The organism is Microcoleus sp. A006_D1 (genome assembly GCF_036702805.1).
Classification (GTDB): Bacteria; Cyanobacteriota; Cyanobacteriia; order Cyanobacteriales; family Microcoleaceae; genus Microcoleus.
Genome location: NZ_JAUBVZ010000005.1, coordinates 327,759 through 345,420 on the forward strand (window position 1 = coordinate 327,759; position 17,662 = coordinate 345,420).

Here is a 17,662-nt window from a genome sequence, read left to right on the forward strand (position 1 = left end):
ATTATTTCAGAAACCTCTGGCTCAACTTAGACTACTTGATTCGAGGATACATCAGGAGCGATCGCCCGACTAGCATCACCCGAAAGCACTCCAGCAGCAGACGCAGCAGGCAAATGGCCGTAAGAATTGACACCCAAACCATTAACTTGACGCATCAAAGTGCCCATTTCCAAAGCACTCATCGCATAATTCCAGCCCAAATTGCTCTTAATTCCGGCCCTTTCCAAAGCTTGCTGCATGGTATCAGTCGTCACCACCCCAAAAATCACCGGCACACCACTTTGAAAAGCAGCCGCAGCAATTCCCTTAGAAACCTCACCAGCTACAAAATCAAAATGAGGAGTTTGGCCGCGAATTACCGCACCCAGACAGATTACCGCATCGTAGCGGCCAGAAAGAGCAGCTTTGCGGGCCACCAAAGGAATCTCAAAACATCCCGGAACCCAATAAAAATCAACTTGATTTCCATGAGGATTGATATCAACCCCGTGGCGTTTCAAACAATCTTGACATCCTTCCAAAAGTTTGTTTACCACCATGTCGTTAAAACGGCCGATGACGATCGCAAATCGCAAAGATTCAGTCTGAGTAAAACTTCCCTCGAATACAGTCATAGTTTTCTAGCTTTAGATTTTAGGTTTTAGGTTTTAGATTTTAGTTTTTTGTTGGCGAGAAGGCAAAAGTTAGAAAGCCGAAACATTTCATCTGAACTTCAAATGCAAAAATATATAGGTTCGCACGGTCTAAAACAATCCGAGTTTCTACCAAATAATAAATGCTTTTAATCGCTGGCGAATGCCTTCAATTTTCTACCTTTTACCTTCTTGATTCGATAGTATTGAGTGGGTTTAAACCACCAAAAAGTTCAAAACACCCACTGCAATAACCAGTAAGAACCAGAGAGCAGAACCCACAGAAATTAGGGTTTTAGACTGATTCCAATTTTGGGGAGAGGCATAGGCAACCGGGACGCCAATTACCATCACAAATGACAGCAGTACCAGACCGAGTAAAACGACTTGAAACAGAATTGATAACATCTTTTCTCCTTTCGATATGGCGGTTGATTGATGAGAATTGTCACTCCCCAGCGTGAATGTGTGGGGATTCTACAGTTTTTGAAAGTCTTGCAACGATCAATCGGGAGATTATCGGTTTATAAAATTCGACTCGCCCGTGCAAATTCTCAGTTGCGCAAACAGGCGTTAGCGGCTCTTGAGATTTTAATCAATTTTATCATTGTTCGCTACAGCGCAGAAAACTGGAAAGGTTAAAGCCCGATCGCCCGATCCGGTATCCGAGCACCAGAAATTGCTAGTGTGGGAGTGAGAGATGCGGGATTTTCGGCTATGGACTTAGTTTTGTGCCACACAACAGCAGATTTTGATAGCTTGGGCGCGGCGGTGGGACTTTGCGTGCTGCGCCCCGGTAGCAGAATTGTGCTGACTGGCGGTTGTCACCCGACGGTGCGAGATTTTTTGGCGCTACACCGCGACGAGTATCCGCTGATTGAACGTCGATCGGTCAATCCGCAACAAATTAGATCTATTAGTATAGTAGATGCCTCACAGCGCGATCGACTAGGAAAAGCCGCCGAATGGCTAGACTTGCCACACATCAACGAAATAGCCGTTTTCGATCATCATTTACAAGCTGATTTAGACATCCCCGCCACGGTTACACAAATCGAAGCAGTCGGCGCAACCACCACATTAATTGTCGAAAAACTGCGCGAAAAAATCAAAAATGCAGCCGAAAATGGCGATACAGTATCGCGCCTGCTACCTTCAGAAGCCACAGTCATGGCCCTCGGCATCCACGTCGATACCGGTTCCCTCACTTTTGACGGCGCAACCGCGCGAGATGCAATGGCTTTAGCGTGGTTAATGGAACAAGGAGCAAGTTTGCGGGTAATCTCTGAATATGTAGAACCCGGTTTGTCTCCGCAATTGCAGGATTTGCTGAGAGAAGCGTTGGAGAATTTGCGATCGGAAACCTTGCATGGTTATACAGTAGCTTCAGTATTACTATCTACTGACGAGTATGTTCCGGGACTTTCTTCCCTAGCTTCCCGCTTGCTCGATTTGACTGAAACCGATGCTCTACTTTTAGGTAATGTTTATAACTTTAGTGAAAACGACAACCGCAACATCGCTGAATCGACAGTTTCCAACCGCTTAGCTATTATCGGTCGATCGCGCATCGAAGGCACAAACCTCAGCGAATTGTTCAAACCCCTCGGCGGCGGAGGCCACGCCCGCGCCGCATCCCTCGCCACCCGCGATGTTGACGCCCTGCTGACTTTAAATCAATTAGCTGACGAACTCAAAGCTCAAATTCCCCACCCTCCAACCGCCCGCGAATTAATGTCATCTCCAGTGCGGAGCATTCGCCCAGAAACCTCCGTCGGAGAGGCTCACCGTATCCTCCTACGCTACGGACATTCTGGGCTTTCGGTGGTCGATTCGGGCGATCGACTTACGGGAATTATCTCCCGCCGTGACATTGACATTGCCCTACATCACGGTTTCAGTCACGCCCCGGTGAAGGGTTACATGACTCCGCAGCTAAAAACGATCGCCCCGGATACCTTGTTGCCAGAAATTGAAGCTTTAATGGTGACATACGATATCGGGCGTTTGCCAGTATTGGAAAACGGCCAACTGGTGGGAATTGTGACTCGCACTGACGTATTGCGGGAATTGCACCAGCAAAAAGCGCGAGATAGCGGAAGTAATACTGAGTTGTCTAATTGTCCCATGCCCGAATCGGTTGAGCAGTTGTTCCGATCGGGCATTAGTGCTGAATTATGGCAATTATTGTCGATCGCAGCCAACATTGCACGAGAGCGCGGCTGGCAACTTTATATTGTCGGTGGAGCAGTTCGAGATTTACTGTTAGCCACGGATGATAAACTGGCACTCACTGATATTGATTTGGTAGTGGATGGCAATTGCGGTGCCGACGATTCCGGTGCCGGAGTCGAGTTAGCTGCATCGCTGCAAAAGCTTTACCCAGACTCGCGTTTAGACGTTCACGGTCAATTTCAAACCGCCGCCCTGTTGTGGCACAAAGACTCTGCTTTCGGCTCGCTGTGGGTGGATATCGCTACGGCTCGTACTGAATTTTATCCTTATCCGGCTGCAAATCCTGAAGTTGAAGCGAGTTCGATTCGCCAAGATTTGTACCGCAGGGATTTTACAATTAATGCGCTGGCTGTGCGGTTGGGTGTTCCTCGCAGCGGCGAATTGTTGGATTTTTTTGGCGGTTTGCTAGACTTGGAAGCGCGACAAATTCGAGTTTTGCACGCTAATAGTTTTATCGAAGATCCGACGCGAATTTATCGGGCTGTGCGGTTTGCGGTGCGGCTGGGATTTGCGATCGAACCTCAGACGGAAGCATACATCCGCAACGCTTTGGAAAGCGGGATTTATTACCGCATTCAGGGGGAAAACGGCCGCGCTCCGGCTTTGGAAACTCGCCTCAAAAGCGAGTTGAAATACATTTTGCAAGCTCCTTACTGGAAGGTTGCTTTGCAAATGCTGGGAGATTTGCAAGCTTTGCGCTGTATTCATCCTACTTTGGATTTGGATCGCCAGTTGTGGCGGCGGTTGCGTTTACTCGATCGGTGTTTGAATGGAAGGAAGTTCGGCAACGGATTTCGTAACGAATTTAACGGATGTAACGGATTGATGTTGAAAGAGGCAACTATTGCCAATTCCCAGTTACCAATTCCCAATTACCAATTCCCAGTTATCAATATTCCTGATTGGCTGATGCGGCTGGAAGTTTTGATCGCTTATTTAGCACCGGAATATCGGGTTAAGGTGGCTAAAAATCTTCAGTTACCTGCTGATAGTATTAAACGGCTGGAAGTTTTGGAAGTTGGAAATCAGGAATTAGCAAAGGGTTTACTGAAGTGTAATTTACCCAGTCAATTGGTATTTCTGTTGCGGAATTATGAGTTACCAATGTTAATTGCGATCGCCCTACAAAGCCCCCGAAGTGTCCGCCGCCAGATTTGGGAATATCTCACCAGGTGGGCAAATGTTGAGTCGCCTTTAAACGGCAATGACTTGAAGGCATTGGGTTACAAGCCAGGCCCAGGGTTTAAACGGATGTTGGATGATTTGTTGGCCGCTGCGTTGGATGGCGATTTGGGCGATCGGGCTACTGCCATCTCTTTCTTAGCACAACGTTATCCTCAATCTTAGCATGGTGTGTCAGCAGCGCGTTATTTTCTATATAATTGACTAGCTAATTGCTGACACACCATACTCAAATTTTACCATCCGTTAAATCCGTGACAAAATCCGTTGCTAATCTTCCTTATTCCATCCGTTAAATCCGTGACAAAATCCGTTGCTAATCTTCCTTATTCCATCCGTTAAATCCGTGACAAAATCCGTTGCTAATCTTCCTTCACAAACCGATCGCACATTATTGATATTTCGAGAATTTACGTGAAAAAACAGCGCCCTCCAGCTTTAATCGCAATTGTCCTTTACAAAAGTTTTGTCGCTGCCCTCTTGACAGTAACTTCGCTCGCTTTGCTTTTAGCACTAAAAAACCATCAAGCCTTAGAAGAATTTTCCGACTCTTATTTGTTAGAAAGCAAACTAAAAATCGTTGAGTTTTTATTAGACAAAGTTCTAAGTGTTAAGCAAAAAACCTTATTATTTAGCGGACTAGCGGCAGGACTTTATGCAGGTTTGACTGCTGTTGAAGCGGTTGGCTTGTGGTACGAAAAAGGCTGGGCAACAATTTTAGTATTAGTGCTAGTAGGAATCAGTATTCCGCCAGAAATATATGAGTTATTTCAGGGTGTCACCGTACTTAAGTTAGTCGTACTTATCGCAAATATAGCCGTTTTATGGTATTTGCTGCACCATTTGCCAAAGCACGGTAACAGTTGACAGTTAACAGTTGACAGTTAACTATCAATTTCAATTTAAAAATATAAAATTGTTCAAAAGTCAAGTAAATATTTAAATATTTACATAAATCAGTCAATTGTAAAGATTTATTAAAGAAAAAAGGGGTTATACCCCCCATACGCTATAGTCAAATTAATAGATGCACCCTGATGGCTTTCCCGTTCCACAAGAGCGGGATTTTTATTGGCAAAATATTGTGTTAAGTTTCTTAAAACGACTGCTACAGATAGAATGATATGGCAGAGTTCAAGCCAAAACTATGGCGCAGATCGTAGATCGAACATTAGCCCTAACTCTGCGAAATAACCCAAAGGCGGTAGCATAGTTTGGGAACCGGCATCAACTGAAGATGAACTTAGCGTCAGCAACAGCCCTGCAACAGGGCAAATACACAATTAACGCGACTTTAGGTATAGGAGGGTTCGGCATCACTTACCGAGCTACCCAGACCCATTTAAACCAAACCGTCGTACTCAAAACCCTCAACGAAAGTCTGCGCCAACACCCAGAATCTGCCCAGTTTCAGCAGCAGTTTATTGCCGAAGCACAACGCCTGTCGCGGTGCCAGCATTCCAATATCGTCAGAGTAATCGACTTTTTTGAAGAAGCTGGACAGTCTTTTATTGCGATGGACTATATTCCCGGCAAAACCCTCGCCCAAATAGTCGAAACCGATCAGCCCCTGCCAGAAGCCCAGGCGCTGCACTACATTCGGCAAATAGCCTCAGCCGTAAGTGCAGTTCACCACAGCGGATTGTTACACGGAGACATCAAGCCAGAAAATATGATCCGGCAAGCCGATTCTCACATAGTAATGTTGACAGATTTCGGCATTGCCCGCGACTTTACCGCCGGCACGAAACAAACCCACACTAACTTGCTGTCTCCGGGTTATGCGCCGATCGAACAATACCTCTATGACGGTAAATGTACACCAGCCACAGATGTTTACGCGATCGCCGCCACCCTCTACTACTTGCTCTCCGGCGTACCACCCGTAGCAGCACCCCTGCGCGATCGCATTCCTCTGACAGAGTTGCGGCAATTTCAGCCCAACCTCAGCCCCGGCATCGAGCGAGCAATCCTTCAGGGACTCGAAACCGACCCCCACAAACGCCCCCAGACAGTAGAAAATTGGCTTACCATGCTGCAAGAAAAAGAGCGAGTACCAGCAGAGAGAACAAGCAAACAAAGTCTGCGATTGCCCGCACCTCCCCCGCCTCCGTTGACTTTGCTGGCGTTTGTCGTCACGGCTGCAATTGCAGGCTGGATGGGTTTTGACCTCGCATGGCGCTACAACAGCATCAGTGTCAGCAATGGGCCCAAAACTCAATCCTTCCCATCTCTCGAAGATTTGCTCAAATCTCAGGATTTGTCGGCGCCGATGTTTGGACAGCCCTCAGTCGAAAGCAGCCCTCTGCTCCCGATCGTACTCAACAAGCGCCCCAAACCCACCGCAGACAGCAGCAACATCCCCCCCAAACCGATCGATCCCTCAGCAGCCCTCACCCAACCTTCTGAGTCCCCAAGCCCGGAAACTCCCGCCCCAGAACCTCTAGCCCCACCTTCAACCCCGACACCGGAGCCCGAAGCGCAGCCTTCTGAGTCCCCGATTCCTGAGCCTCAAACCCAAATCGAGCCAGCACCCCAACCAGCCCCCGCACCGGTACCCTCCGTTGCGCCCCTGCCACCCCAAGCGCCCAGTTACTCCCCCCCCGCACCCGCTAGCCCTAGGGCTAAGAGTGCTGAAACCTTTGGGGAGTCGCAAGCCGCGCCAGCAGCGTCGCCTTCACTGGCGTCCCCTGAAGTGGCGATACCGAGTCGCAGCGCCACCAATTCCGATAGTTCGATCGCCCCTAACTCGCCGCCCCCTGTGGCAGAACCGACAGTGCCTGGGACTGAACCAGCGACCAATTAAAATTATTTTGCATGGTCAAAAGTGCGGACAAATACTTGGTTTTAGGAGTCAGCAAATATCCGTCGATTTTGGACAATATAATGCCCCTCCAAACCACCTATTATCTCGCACAACCTGCGATCGACTCGGAAAAAACCAACAGCCTCTGCCTGAAATTATCGAATATTTTCTAGTGGCTCCACAATCCGAATGCCAGACGAAAAAAAATGTATAAATCTTTGATTTTTTGCGGGAAATTATGTTAAGATTTAGGCACGGCTAATCGGCGATCTGATGTCGCGCAGTGGTTCTCCCAAACCCACGACGCTTGAGAAAGCAGTTAGCAACACCAGAGCTGAGGATACAGCGAGTTGTCCACGTGCCGGCTAATCGGCGATCGGAGTCTGGCGAACCCTCACCTCAAAAAAGTTGTTTGTTTCGGTGAGAGCCAAGGCAGTGCATCAATTCTGGCAAAATTCCTTTCTTTAGGAACAAGCACCATCGAGGACAAGCAAGTTATAATTCTTTGCGGAAGCGCACAGAGATTTTTTTTATGAGTAAACCCCCAGTTCATGCTTTTTTTGTAGGCAGAGCAGTTGCAGAAGCATTATACGAGCAATTAGAAAGCGCAGCAACCAACGCTTTCTCTGAACTCGGCAAATTTGACGCCGAACAAAGAGAACGCCTGCGCCAATTCACCGATCGAGTTGTGGAACGCGCAAATCGAGCTGCGGATGAGGCGATGCAGACCAGAACTGGCACTGCAACCACCAGCACCACTAACATTCAAGACATCCATCCCGCCGACTTGCAAGTAACGATTGACGAGCTGCGCGCCGAAGTCGCTCTGGTGCGATCCCAATTGCAGCGCTACCGCAGCAGTTTGCCCTAAAAAAGGGCGATCGATCGAGCCACAACTATTATTTATGACTACGTGAGCGCAAAGCAATGCGCTCCTGCGCTCCTAAGTAGGTCATTGCAAAAAAACAATAGTATCTGGCGCGGGGCGGGTTTAGCTAAGAATCTATGATACAAGCGAGTTTATCAAGGCAAAACTCGCCCTCCTCCTCCCCATCTAATGTTTATTTGTACCGACCTTCCTACCTGCCATCAAAACAACAACATAAAATAAGCAATTTGGGAACCCAAGTGTCTGCTCTCCTTGATGACTCTGTTAATCGCCAGCGCTCCCGCAAGCGCACTGGCGACGCCGATGAGCCAAAAACTGCTGGTAAATCCTACAAAACTAAAGCTTATCGCTGGAATCGCGAAAAATACTCCCGGCAGCGGCGCTTCTTTGACATTTGGGCCTTTGTCTTACTCTGGCTGGCTTCGCTGTGGCTAGACAGCAAAAACTGGAGCTACTGGGGAGGCGTGACTGAAGAAAAGAAAGTTTCCAGACGGCGCTTTCAAGCTATCTGGGTTCGAGAAACACTATTGGATTTGGGCCCGACTTTCATTAAAGTTGGACAATTATTTTCCACCCGCGCCGACTTGTTCCCCGCAGAGTTTGTCGAGGAACTTTCTAAACTGCAAGACAAAGTGCCTGCTTTCAGCTACGAACAGTTACAAGTAATTGTCGAGCAAGATTTGGGCAAGACAGTTCAGGAACTCTATCTTAGCTTTGACCCGGTGCCCCTGGCCGCTGCCAGTTTGGGTCAGGTACACAAAGCTCAACTACACTCCGGCCCGGAAGTTGTGGTTAAGGTGCAGCGACCTGGACTGCGGAAGCTGTTCGAGATAGATTTGCAAATTCTTAAGGGCATTGCTCGTTACTTTCAAAACCATCCTAAGTGGGGCCGCGGCCGAGATTGGATGGGGATTTATGAGGAATGTTGTCGCATTCTGTGGCTGGAAATTGACTATCTCCATGAAGGCCGCAATGCTGATACTTTTCGTCGCAATTTTAGCAACTGCGACTGGGTGCAAGTGCCGCGAGTTTATTGGCGCTACGCGGCTCCGCGAGTGCTGACTTTGGAATACCTACCGGGGATTAAAATCAGTCACTATGAAGCTTTGGAAGCAGCCGGTATCGATCGTAAATTAATCGCTCAGTTGGGCGCGAAAGCTTATTTGCGGCAGTTGCTCAACGATGGTTTTTTCCACGCTGACCCCCACCCCGGCAATATCGCTGTTAGTGCCCAAGGATCTCTGATTTTCTACGATTTTGGCATGATGGGGCAAATTCAGTCCAACGTCCGCGAAGGACTGATGGAGACTCTCTACGGCGTTGCTTCCAAGGATGGACAGCGGATTATGGATTCTCTAATCAATCTGGGCGCTTTGGTTCCTACAGGTGATATGAGTCCGGTGCGCCGATCGATCCAGTATATGCTGGATAACTTCATGGATAAGCCTTTTGAAGAGCAGTCGGTGAGCGCGATTACCGACGACCTTTACGATATTGCCTACGACCAACCTTTTCGCTTCCCAGCTACCTTTACTTTTGTAATGCGAGCTTTTTCCACTATCGAAGGGGTGGGCCGCGGTTTAGACCCGGATTTTAACTTTATGGAGGTGGCACAACCTTTTGCCATGCAGCTTATGACTAATGGAAATGGCCCTGATGCAACTAGCAGCATTTTTAACGAAATCGGCCGTCAGGCGGCTCAGGTGAGTTCGACTGCTTTGGGTTTGCCCCGCCGGATTGAGGAGACTATTGATAAACTCGAACAGGGAGATTTACGGATTCGCGTCCGTTCTGCCGAAGCTGAGCGCTTGCTCCGCCGTATGAGCAGCGCTCAAATGGGTACGAATTATGCTTTGCTGATGAGTGCTTTTACTGTCTCGGCGACAATTTTGTTTGTCAGCAATCAAGTCTGGCCGGCTGTGGCTTTGGCCGTGCTGGCGGGGAGTGCAGGGGTAGCTATGCTGCGTTTGTTCAAGCGGATCGATCGTTTAGACAGAATGTCATAGTTGTGCCCTTGGGGATTTGAAATTTTAGGATTGAGATTTCTCGCCAGCCAACATTTGACCTCAAATGTTAAGTTTTGGCTGGCTGACAACAGATTTCTAAAATTCACAGCACTTACCCGCTCCCGATCCCAAAAACCTGGTTGCTTCCTAGATTTGTCCCCACCCAAACCTCGGATATTTTGTAGAAATCCAGTTTTTTAGCGCAGGCGCTGCTCGATGCAAGTTGCTGTACTGAAATTTTAAGACGGGATGAGCACTACACGATCTACAATATAAGGTTAAGGCAGTGCAATTTTTTGAGAAGTGCCGATCGCGATCGGCAGAAACTTCAACTCCCGTTCGGGATTTAAGTTTTGCAAGAAAACATTGCACCAGTTAAATCAAGCTTTTAAGTTCGATGAGTCCAATCACTAATCTATGAAACGCTCTTTCGCAGGTAAGACAGACACAGGGCTAGTCCGTTCCGTAAATCAGGATTCTTACTGCATAGACTCTGACGGACGATTTTTCATAGTGGCCGACGGAATGGGAGGACACGCCGGAGGTCAAGAAGCCAGCCGGATTGCGACTGGGGCGATTCAATCGTATTTGATCGAAAATTGGGAAGGCCCGGAAGATTCTCCGCTGTTGTTGGAAAAGGCTTTTTTAATTGCCAATCAAGCAATTTTGACCGATCAGCTCGACCATCCGGAGCGCGCTGACATGGGGACTACGGCTGTGGTTCTCATCTTTAGGGATGAGGGCCGACCTTGGTGCGCTAATATCGGGGACTCTCGTTTGTACCGGCTGCACGGAGCTCGTTTGGAGCAGATTACTGAAGACCAGACTTGGGTTGCTCAGGCTGTCAAAAGAAAGGCCTTGACTCCGGATCAGGCTCGCAGTCATCCTTGGCGTCACGTTTTGTCCCAGTGTTTGGGTCGCGATGATTTGCGCGAGATAGATATTCTGCCGGTGGACGTAAAGCCCGGGGATCGCTTGCTGCTGTGCAGTGACGGCTTGACTGAGGAACTTTCAGATCCTTTGATTGCTTCGCCTCTGAAGTCGATTCGCGCCTGCGAGGGCGCTGCAACTGCTTTGATTGAAGCAGCTAAGGAGAAAGGGGGACGGGACAATATTACTGTTGTGATCGTGACTATGGATCTAAAATAATATCCGATCGCCCCCCGCCGCCTCGCGCCCTTCCGCACTAGACTATCTGAAATCTAAAAATCTAAAAATCTCAAATCTTAAATCTAAAATTGAATGACTCGCGTTATCGGTTTGATCAGCGGCACTTCGGTGGATGGCATTGATGCTGCTTTGGTGGATGTGGTCGGTTCCCAAACAGACTTGAAAGTGAACTTGGTGGCCGGCAAGACTTTCCCTTATCCTGCTAATTTGCGATCGCAAATTCTCTCGGTTTGCAGCGGCTCAGCTTTGTCAATGGCAGAACTAGCCGAATTAGATGATGCCATCGCCCAAGAATTTGCCACGGCGGCCTTGACAATTCAAGCAGAATATGATAGAGCAGAATTAATCGGCTCTCACGGTCAAACAGTCTACCACCGACCGCCAGGGCAAGCAGACAAAGAAATCGCCGGAGCTGTCATGGGTTACAGCTTGCAACTCGGGCGTGGTGCGCTAATCGCGCAATTGACAGGCATTACGACTGTGAGCAACTTTCGATCGGCAGACATTGCAGCAGGAGGTCAAGGAGCACCCTTAGTACCAATAGTGGATGCCTGCCTGCTGGCCGAGCCCTACCGCAGTCTCTGCATCCAAAATCTGGGCGGAATTGGCAATGTTACTTATCTTCCCGCTACGGGAAAGCAGGCAAACAACCATGAGTCAGAGCTTTCCGGTCTTGGGGACGGTATCTTGGGTTGGGATACAGGCCCGGCGAATTCACTGTTAGATCTGGCTGTGCAGCACTTCTCTGGTGGCACTAAAACTTGTGACGAAGGTGGAGCTTGGGCCGCTGGTGGCACTCCCTGTCAAGCTTTAGTCGAGGATTGGCTCCAGCAAGATTTCTTTTGCCAAGCACCGCCGAAATCTACTGGGCGAGAGTTATTTGGTGTAGACTATTTTGACCGGTGTTTGGTCGAAACCTCCGCTTACAACCTCAGTCCTGCTGATGTGCTGGCTACTCTGACAGAACTGACGGTTGCTTCGATAGTCAGCAGTTACCAAACTTTTTTGCCGGCTATGCCCGATCGAGTTTTACTGTGCGGGGGCGGCAGCCACAATCTCTACTTAAAACGCCGATTGCAAGCACAATTGCATCCCGTGCAAGTATTGACTACTTCTGAGGCAGGCTTGAGTGTAGATTTTAAAGAGGCGATCGCTTTCGCGGTTTTAGCCGCCTGGCGGGTTCGGGGTATTCCCGGCAATCTGCCTCAAGTTACTGGTGCTTGTGCACCGGTTCTGTTAGGAGAAATTAACTCTTGTTGGCACAGTTGGGCATGATAGCATAGAGTCTGAGGGACAACGGCTGTGCGTTGTTGCACCAGCATTGTAGCCAGCAGGAAAAGCATAGGAACAGCACTGTGGCTCACACGTTTTTAATGGAATCTGGCCAATGGACGCTCGAAGGAAGTTGGATTGAGCGCAATGGCGTGCCAATTACGGTTAAAGGCAAAACTTTAGTGAGCTGGAACCGAACAGATTGGTTCAGTATGGTGACGAAGCTCGTGTTTCCAGGAGGCGATCGCGAAGAGATTCTTTTGCAGTACCGAGGACACCTCAACAGCGATGAACGGCAGTATACTTTTGTACTCCAACACAGCGAACTCGGCCGCGTCGAGGGCGAAGGTTGGATTGCTCCCCAGTCGATCGTCCAGCGTTACTGGGTACTGGGAGACGAACGCCAGCGGCGGACGGGTTTTGATACCCTTCACCGCGTTGATCACAACCGCTACTACCAATCTAGCGGTATCATGTCTGGTCATTACTTGACGAGTACGATGGAGGCGACTCTGGAACGCCAGCCGGAATAACTCTTTCGAGAGTCAACAGTTGTCAGTTCTAGAGTTTGATGTGAAAATTGAAGGTGTTGCTGGTCGGAGGTCGCGCTCAGATGTCCGACTAGCGCCATTATTGTCAAGCCTCATCCGCTGCAACTACACACAAATATATTTATTTTATTAAAAATTTAAGATTGGCGCTCAAAAATTATCAAAGTTTTGAGTCTAGCCACGATCGATTATTTTCGGTTCTTCCAGCAGTGTCGATCGACAGATGGCTCAGAGCGACGCCTCAAATTGAGTTTAATCCACACAGAAACTTTCAAATTATCCTCAAGTCTTTGAAGAAGTCTTCTGCCTTTGATAGCAACCGCGCCCAGATAGTTAGGACGTTCTTAACTGCTCAAACCCTCTTATTTATTGCGCCTTCCATCTTCCATCTTCCTTCTTCCATCTTCCATCTTCCTTCTTCCATCTTCCTTCTGAAGCCTTCCTTCTGGTGAAAGAGTGACGCCCCATCACCCCCAACTCATTTCCACCTGAGGGAAGAGAGTAAGAGACGGAGGTCGCCGACTGCGACTCTAAGCTACTCAAGGCCTGGATTTGGTTCTAAACCCCAGTGGTGTTTCAGAAAATGGCGGTACATGGTTTCCCGCAACATCATTTGCTCGTAAAGCTTGACCAAAAACTCCTGAGCTTGTTCGCGGCTCATGTCACTTACCTGTGTTTTGAAGGAACACAGACTAAATTGCTGCTCCAAAGACAATTCTGCTGGTTGGCTCATGACGAAAGACTCCTCTGTAAGTAAAGGTGACTTGAAAGTAAAAACCTGGATCGACCAGATTAGTAAATTGTTTCAGCGATCGGCTTTTGGTTTCAGGATGCTCTCCAAGCCCATCTCATTTTAGTATATATTACAAAAGGTAACAATCATTTGACAAAGTTACCATCTATCCCAGGAAATAACTTAAGGATAGAGATGACGAAATGTCTGCAAAAGTTCCTTCCGCAGCCATATACCAAATATATCTACTTATTAAAAGAAAAAAGGCTCAGTACGAACCAAAATAATTGAAGCTATTTATACCAACTCGGGCGGGCAGAGCTGCTCTCTGAGAGGGGGAGATGGGAGAGTGGGAGATGGCGAGATGGCAAGAATTTCTATTGATCTCTTCTTCCTTCTTGCTTCTTCCCTCTTTCCCTCTTCCCAGAAAGAATTGGTTTAAAGCCTCTCCTTTTTAGGGAGAAATTAAAATCAGACGATTCATTACTCCAATCCTCTTCCTTCTAGGTAGAGGTCGCCCTCAAGCAGTCAACTGTCAACTGTCAACTGTCAACTGAATGAACTCTTCCTTCGGAAGCCTTTTAACTAATTGGAGGACTCGACATTCTGCGGTGAAGCGACCGCTCCAGGCCTGAAATTAGGAGCAGTGGGTGCCGGGGAAACAGGAGGAATGCCCAGATTTGTCCCAGAGTTGCTAGGCTGCTGTCCCGGAGCCGGCAGAGGAGATTGAAACTGATTGGGATTAAAATTGGGATTGAACTGCTGCTGTCCGGGAGCCGGGAGAGGAGATTGAAACCGATTCGGATTGAGCTGCTGTTGCCCCGGAGCCACAGGAGACGGCAGGGGTTGAGGGTAATTGCCCGAAGGTGCCACAGGAATCCCAGAATTGGGAAGCGACGGATTATTCGGCTGCGGCGAGGGAGCCGAACTAGGAAGAGTTGCCAGGGCTACTCTATCGCCTCCTACCTCCCGCAATTTGTCTAAAACCTCCACAACTTTGGCGTATTTAGCATTTTGAGGAGCGTACAACACTGTCAACCCGGCAGGATTTTTGGTCTGGAAACTCTTTAAAACTCGATCGAGCTGTTGGTAATTAACAGGCAATTGGTCGATATAAGTTTGCCCAAAATCGTCAATGCTGACAATCAGCATCTCTCGCATCTGCGTCTGTCCCGTCTTCGCCTTCGGCAAATCGACATTAATCGCTTGCTGGCGAGTCAGTTGCAAAGCCGCCAGCAGAAAAAACGTCAGAATACAAAAGATCACGTCAATTAAAGGCACCAGTTCGATCCGAGCCTCTTCCGCAGGAGTATCTAAGTGAATCTTCATCAGTTCTCCTTTGTTCTAATTATTAGAAGTTGAATCAACATCAGGATCGGAACCTTTCAATTTCGGCTCCCTGAGACGTTCTCCCGATTCTTGAGAATTGAGAGAACGCCGATTCAAACCATCGGAACCAAAGGAAGAATTGCTGTGTTCTGCATTGGGCGATCGACCCTTAACATTAGCCGTCGGCCAGTATTGCCTGTAAAGCAATTCCATTTCATTTCCTGCTTTGCGAAATATTTTTGCTTGGTTGAACAAAAAAGCTTGAAATATCCGATAAAACGTCAAGGTAAAAATTGCTACTACCATCCCAGTAGCAGTAGTAATCAGCGCCTCGCTAATCCCTAAAGTCACGCCAGTGGTTGCCGACGTGCCGATGTCGCCCAGACGGATCGAACTGAGCGAGTTAATCAATCCCAAAACTGTTCCCAGCAAGCCCAGCAAAGGGGCGAGAGCGATCGTCGCTTCTAAGATTTTGTCGCCGCGGCGCATCGAAGCTAACTCTTCATCGGCTGAGGCTTCGAGTGCGAGTCGAAATAAATCTGGTTCGGGATTGTACAGGCGCAGAGGTGCAGCAAGAAATCGCCCGATCGGCTGTCGGTTAGCTTGTCTAGCAATCTCGCTAGCCGCCCCCCAATCGCTGCGCGCCGCTTCGAGAATGCGGTTAACTATCTGCTTTTCTGTGCTCAAGAGGCTCGCCCAGAACCACAAGCGCTCGATAATTGTACTTACAGACATAATCGATAACAGCAACAGGGGCCACATGGCGGGCCCACCTTTTTGAAACAGTTCTTGAATATTCATAAAATTGTTGCTCCTGCATTACCCGCTAACTTTTACTTGTGTTGTACTTTTTTTAACAAATCCAAGGCCATTTAATTTTAGCTATTAATGTACTCAGGACTGACGCGCTCGCGACTAAAGAAACAGGGTCTTGTAAACGGGGCCTCCTGCTGCAACCAAGTATTGCGATCGAGCCAACCGGGTTTCTGGGCAAGTCTTGATAGTCTTTTCTGGCGCCTCGCGGGCGATCGACTACAGCCTCAAAATTCCTCTAAGTCTTCTTGACACATATCTTGCAGCGATTGATGTTGAACGCGGCGGGAAGAGCGGCGATATTTTTTAGTTAGCAACTTCGGTTCGTACTGCTGCGTACCATCCGACTTGGTTTGCTGCTTCAAACTCGATTCGGCGCTGCTGGAGTTTTGCAGAGCTTGTTGGCGGACGATCGCCTCTTCCATAAAATTCAAGTAATACTGGTAGCGCTCCCAATCGCCTCGCACGACACAGTTAGGCTCGTCTCGGTGCGAACAGTCGCTAAACTGGCAGCTACCCAAAGCCAGCCTCTGACGCGCTTCTGGGAAATATGCAGCTAACTCCGACGGATCGGATTCCAGAGCCGGCTGATTAAACCCCGGAGTATCTGCCAAAAGTCCGCCGTCGGGGAGTTCAAATAGTTCGACGTGGCGAGTCGTGTGGCGCCCGCGGCCGAGTTTGCCAGAAACAGAGTTCACTCGCAGATTCAGCGCCGGAACCAGTTGGTTGATCAAGCTGGACTTACCTACCCCAGAAGGCCCACAAATTATCGTTATTTTGTCTCGGATGTGCCCCTCAACCAAGTTCGGCAAAGGATTTGGTACCCCATTTAACGAATCTAACGGAGCGACAGAATTTGCTAGGGAGGGGTCATCCTCATAAGGCACTACAGAGCCATAAATTTTGTCTGATAGATGCTGATCAGCTACTTTTTTGACAGAAACTTTATTTTTAAAATTAGCCGCCGCTTCCTGGACTCCTAAGCCGCTGCGAACACTAATAAACATTGGTTCGTAGCCCCAGCCTGAAAGCCGATCGCGCCACTGTTCCAACTCCTCGGCCCTCACCAAATCGCATTTGTTCAGGCACAAACTCACCTCTAAACCTGTAGATTCTGCCTTGACTAAAAACCGAGTTAATGAGGCGGGGTCTAAATCGGGTTCGGCGAGGGCAAAAACTAGGAGAATACGATCGGCATTAGCTACAGGCGGGCGGTTGAGTTCTGTGCGGCGCCCGAAGACATGAGAAATTGCACCCCGGCGGTCAGTCCAGTCCGGTTCGTCTACCACCACGCGATCGCCCACCATCACCTGTTGATTAATTTTTTTCAGTCGAGTGCGGCGAGTGCACAGGAGAGTAGGAGCATCCGCCAGGGCTATATTGTCATCAATGCCCGCTTCTATATCTAATCTGACTCGGTAGAAGTTAGCCTGAACAGCCACTACAGTACCGACGAGCGAAGACAAATTCAGGCTCATCCTGCTTCCTGGTGTTCGGGGCGCTGCACTTTGAGCGTAAAAAAGCCGGAATCTGGCTCATCCGCAATAAATTGCGTTTCGAGAATCTGGTAGCCTTCCATTTTCAGACTATCAGGCACTTGTTCGATCGGCTCCCCAGCATCCAACCACACCTCCAAAACAGCACCCGGTGGCATTTGCTCCAAGCGCAGTTTAGTGCGGACAAAATTCAGAGGACACGGAGTTCCCCGCAGATCGATTTTGGCATCTGGCGATTTGGGATTTTCAATTTTGGATGTTGAATTCATAGTGTGCCTTTTCTTTTCAAATTTCCCATCTCAAATCCTGAAAGCCTTATTTTATCGTGAACAAATTGCCGAACAATTATTCTACAGCCGATTTTTGAGACCCATGGGTCTCATTTTTTTGAGGACTATTCCCACAAATTGCCGACTAATTATTCTACAGCCGATTTTTGAGACCAATTGGTCTCATTTTTTTGAGGACTATTCCACAAATTGCCGACTAATTATTCTACAGCCAATTTTTGAGACCCATGGGTCTCATTTTTTTGAGGACTATTCCCA

15 protein-coding genes are annotated in these 17,662 nt (G+C 48.4%); 8 read left to right on the top strand and 7 right to left on the bottom strand.

The genetic code is table 11. From position 1 onward, the window contains the following. Positions 1–26: 26 nt before the first annotated feature. The gene (gene ribH, locus QUB68_RS11950) at positions 27–614 is read right to left on the bottom strand and encodes a 6,7-dimethyl-8-ribityllumazine synthase (RefSeq protein WP_332992515.1); all 588 of its coding nucleotides are present in this window, start codon (positions 612–614) and stop codon (positions 27–29) included. Between the two features lie 234 nt (positions 615–848). Next, a complete protein-coding gene (gene psbZ, locus QUB68_RS11955) occupies positions 849–1,040 on the bottom strand; it encodes a photosystem II reaction center protein PsbZ (protein ID WP_332992517.1) in 192 nt (63 codons plus the stop codon). A gap of 309 nt (positions 1,041–1,349) precedes the next feature. Between psbZ and QUB68_RS11960 the strand changes: the two genes are divergently transcribed. The 8 genes from QUB68_RS11960 to QUB68_RS11995 all read left to right on the top strand — a co-directional run bounded on the left by QUB68_RS11960 (position 1,350) and on the right by QUB68_RS11995 (position 12,725). Then, positions 1,350–4,214, top strand: coding sequence for a CBS domain-containing protein (locus QUB68_RS11960; RefSeq protein WP_332992519.1), 2,865 nt, complete (start codon positions 1,350–1,352; stop codon positions 4,212–4,214). 249 nt (positions 4,215–4,463) lie between these two features. Further along, complete coding sequence (locus QUB68_RS11965; RefSeq protein WP_332992521.1) at positions 4,464–4,916, top strand: DUF2127 domain-containing protein; 453 nt, start codon at positions 4,464–4,466, stop codon at positions 4,914–4,916. Positions 4,917–5,286: 370 nt separating this feature from the next. Then, positions 5,287–6,855 carry a serine/threonine protein kinase gene (locus QUB68_RS11970; RefSeq protein ID WP_332992522.1) on the top strand — a complete coding sequence of 523 codons (1,569 nt, stop codon included), beginning with the start codon at positions 5,287–5,289 and terminating at the stop codon, positions 6,853–6,855. Between the two features lie 532 nt (positions 6,856–7,387). After that, positions 7,388–7,726 (top strand): DUF6825 family protein, encoded by a 339-nt coding sequence (locus QUB68_RS11975; protein WP_332992523.1) that lies wholly within the window; start codon positions 7,388–7,390, stop codon positions 7,724–7,726. Positions 7,727–7,983: 257 nt separating this feature from the next. Then, positions 7,984–9,750 carry an ABC1 kinase family protein gene (locus tag QUB68_RS11980; protein ID WP_332992525.1) on the top strand — a complete coding sequence of 589 codons (1,767 nt, stop codon included), beginning with the start codon at positions 7,984–7,986 and terminating at the stop codon, positions 9,748–9,750. A gap of 417 nt (positions 9,751–10,167) precedes the next feature. Further along, positions 10,168–10,899 (top strand): PP2C family protein-serine/threonine phosphatase, encoded by a 732-nt coding sequence (locus tag QUB68_RS11985; protein ID WP_332992527.1) that lies wholly within the window; start codon positions 10,168–10,170, stop codon positions 10,897–10,899. 93 nt (positions 10,900–10,992) lie between these two features. Then, entirely contained in the window at positions 10,993–12,195 is a 1,203-nt protein-coding gene (locus QUB68_RS11990; protein ID WP_332992529.1) for an anhydro-N-acetylmuramic acid kinase, read from the top strand. Between the two features lie 80 nt (positions 12,196–12,275). Further along, positions 12,276–12,725, top strand: a complete 450-nt coding sequence (locus tag QUB68_RS11995; protein WP_332992531.1) for a hypothetical protein — start codon at positions 12,276–12,278, stop codon at positions 12,723–12,725. Positions 12,726–13,278: 553 nt separating this feature from the next. On the opposite strand, the gene QUB68_RS12000 is transcribed toward QUB68_RS11995, so the two are convergent. The 5 genes from QUB68_RS12000 to QUB68_RS12020 all read right to left on the bottom strand — a co-directional run bounded on the left by QUB68_RS12000 (position 13,279) and on the right by QUB68_RS12020 (position 17,383). After that, a complete protein-coding gene (locus QUB68_RS12000; protein WP_106150106.1) occupies positions 13,279–13,476 on the bottom strand; it encodes an NblA/ycf18 family protein in 198 nt (65 codons plus the stop codon). 585 nt (positions 13,477–14,061) lie between these two features. Further along, a complete protein-coding gene (locus QUB68_RS12005) occupies positions 14,062–14,805 on the bottom strand; it encodes an ExbD/TolR family protein (protein ID WP_332992534.1) in 744 nt (247 codons plus the stop codon). Positions 14,806–14,820: 15 nt separating this feature from the next. Then, a complete protein-coding gene (locus QUB68_RS12010; protein WP_332992536.1) occupies positions 14,821–15,606 on the bottom strand; it encodes a MotA/TolQ/ExbB proton channel family protein in 786 nt (261 codons plus the stop codon). A 239-nt stretch (positions 15,607–15,845) separates the two neighbouring features. Then, positions 15,846–17,096 (bottom strand): ribosome small subunit-dependent GTPase A, encoded by a 1,251-nt coding sequence (gene rsgA, locus QUB68_RS12015; protein WP_332992538.1) that lies wholly within the window; start codon positions 17,094–17,096, stop codon positions 15,846–15,848. After that, the gene (locus tag QUB68_RS12020; RefSeq protein WP_332992540.1) at positions 17,093–17,383 is read right to left on the bottom strand and encodes a sulfurtransferase TusA family protein; all 291 of its coding nucleotides are present in this window, start codon (positions 17,381–17,383) and stop codon (positions 17,093–17,095) included. The genes rsgA and QUB68_RS12020 overlap by 4 nt, the downstream gene beginning before the upstream one ends. Between the last annotated feature and the right edge of the window lie 279 nt (positions 17,384–17,662).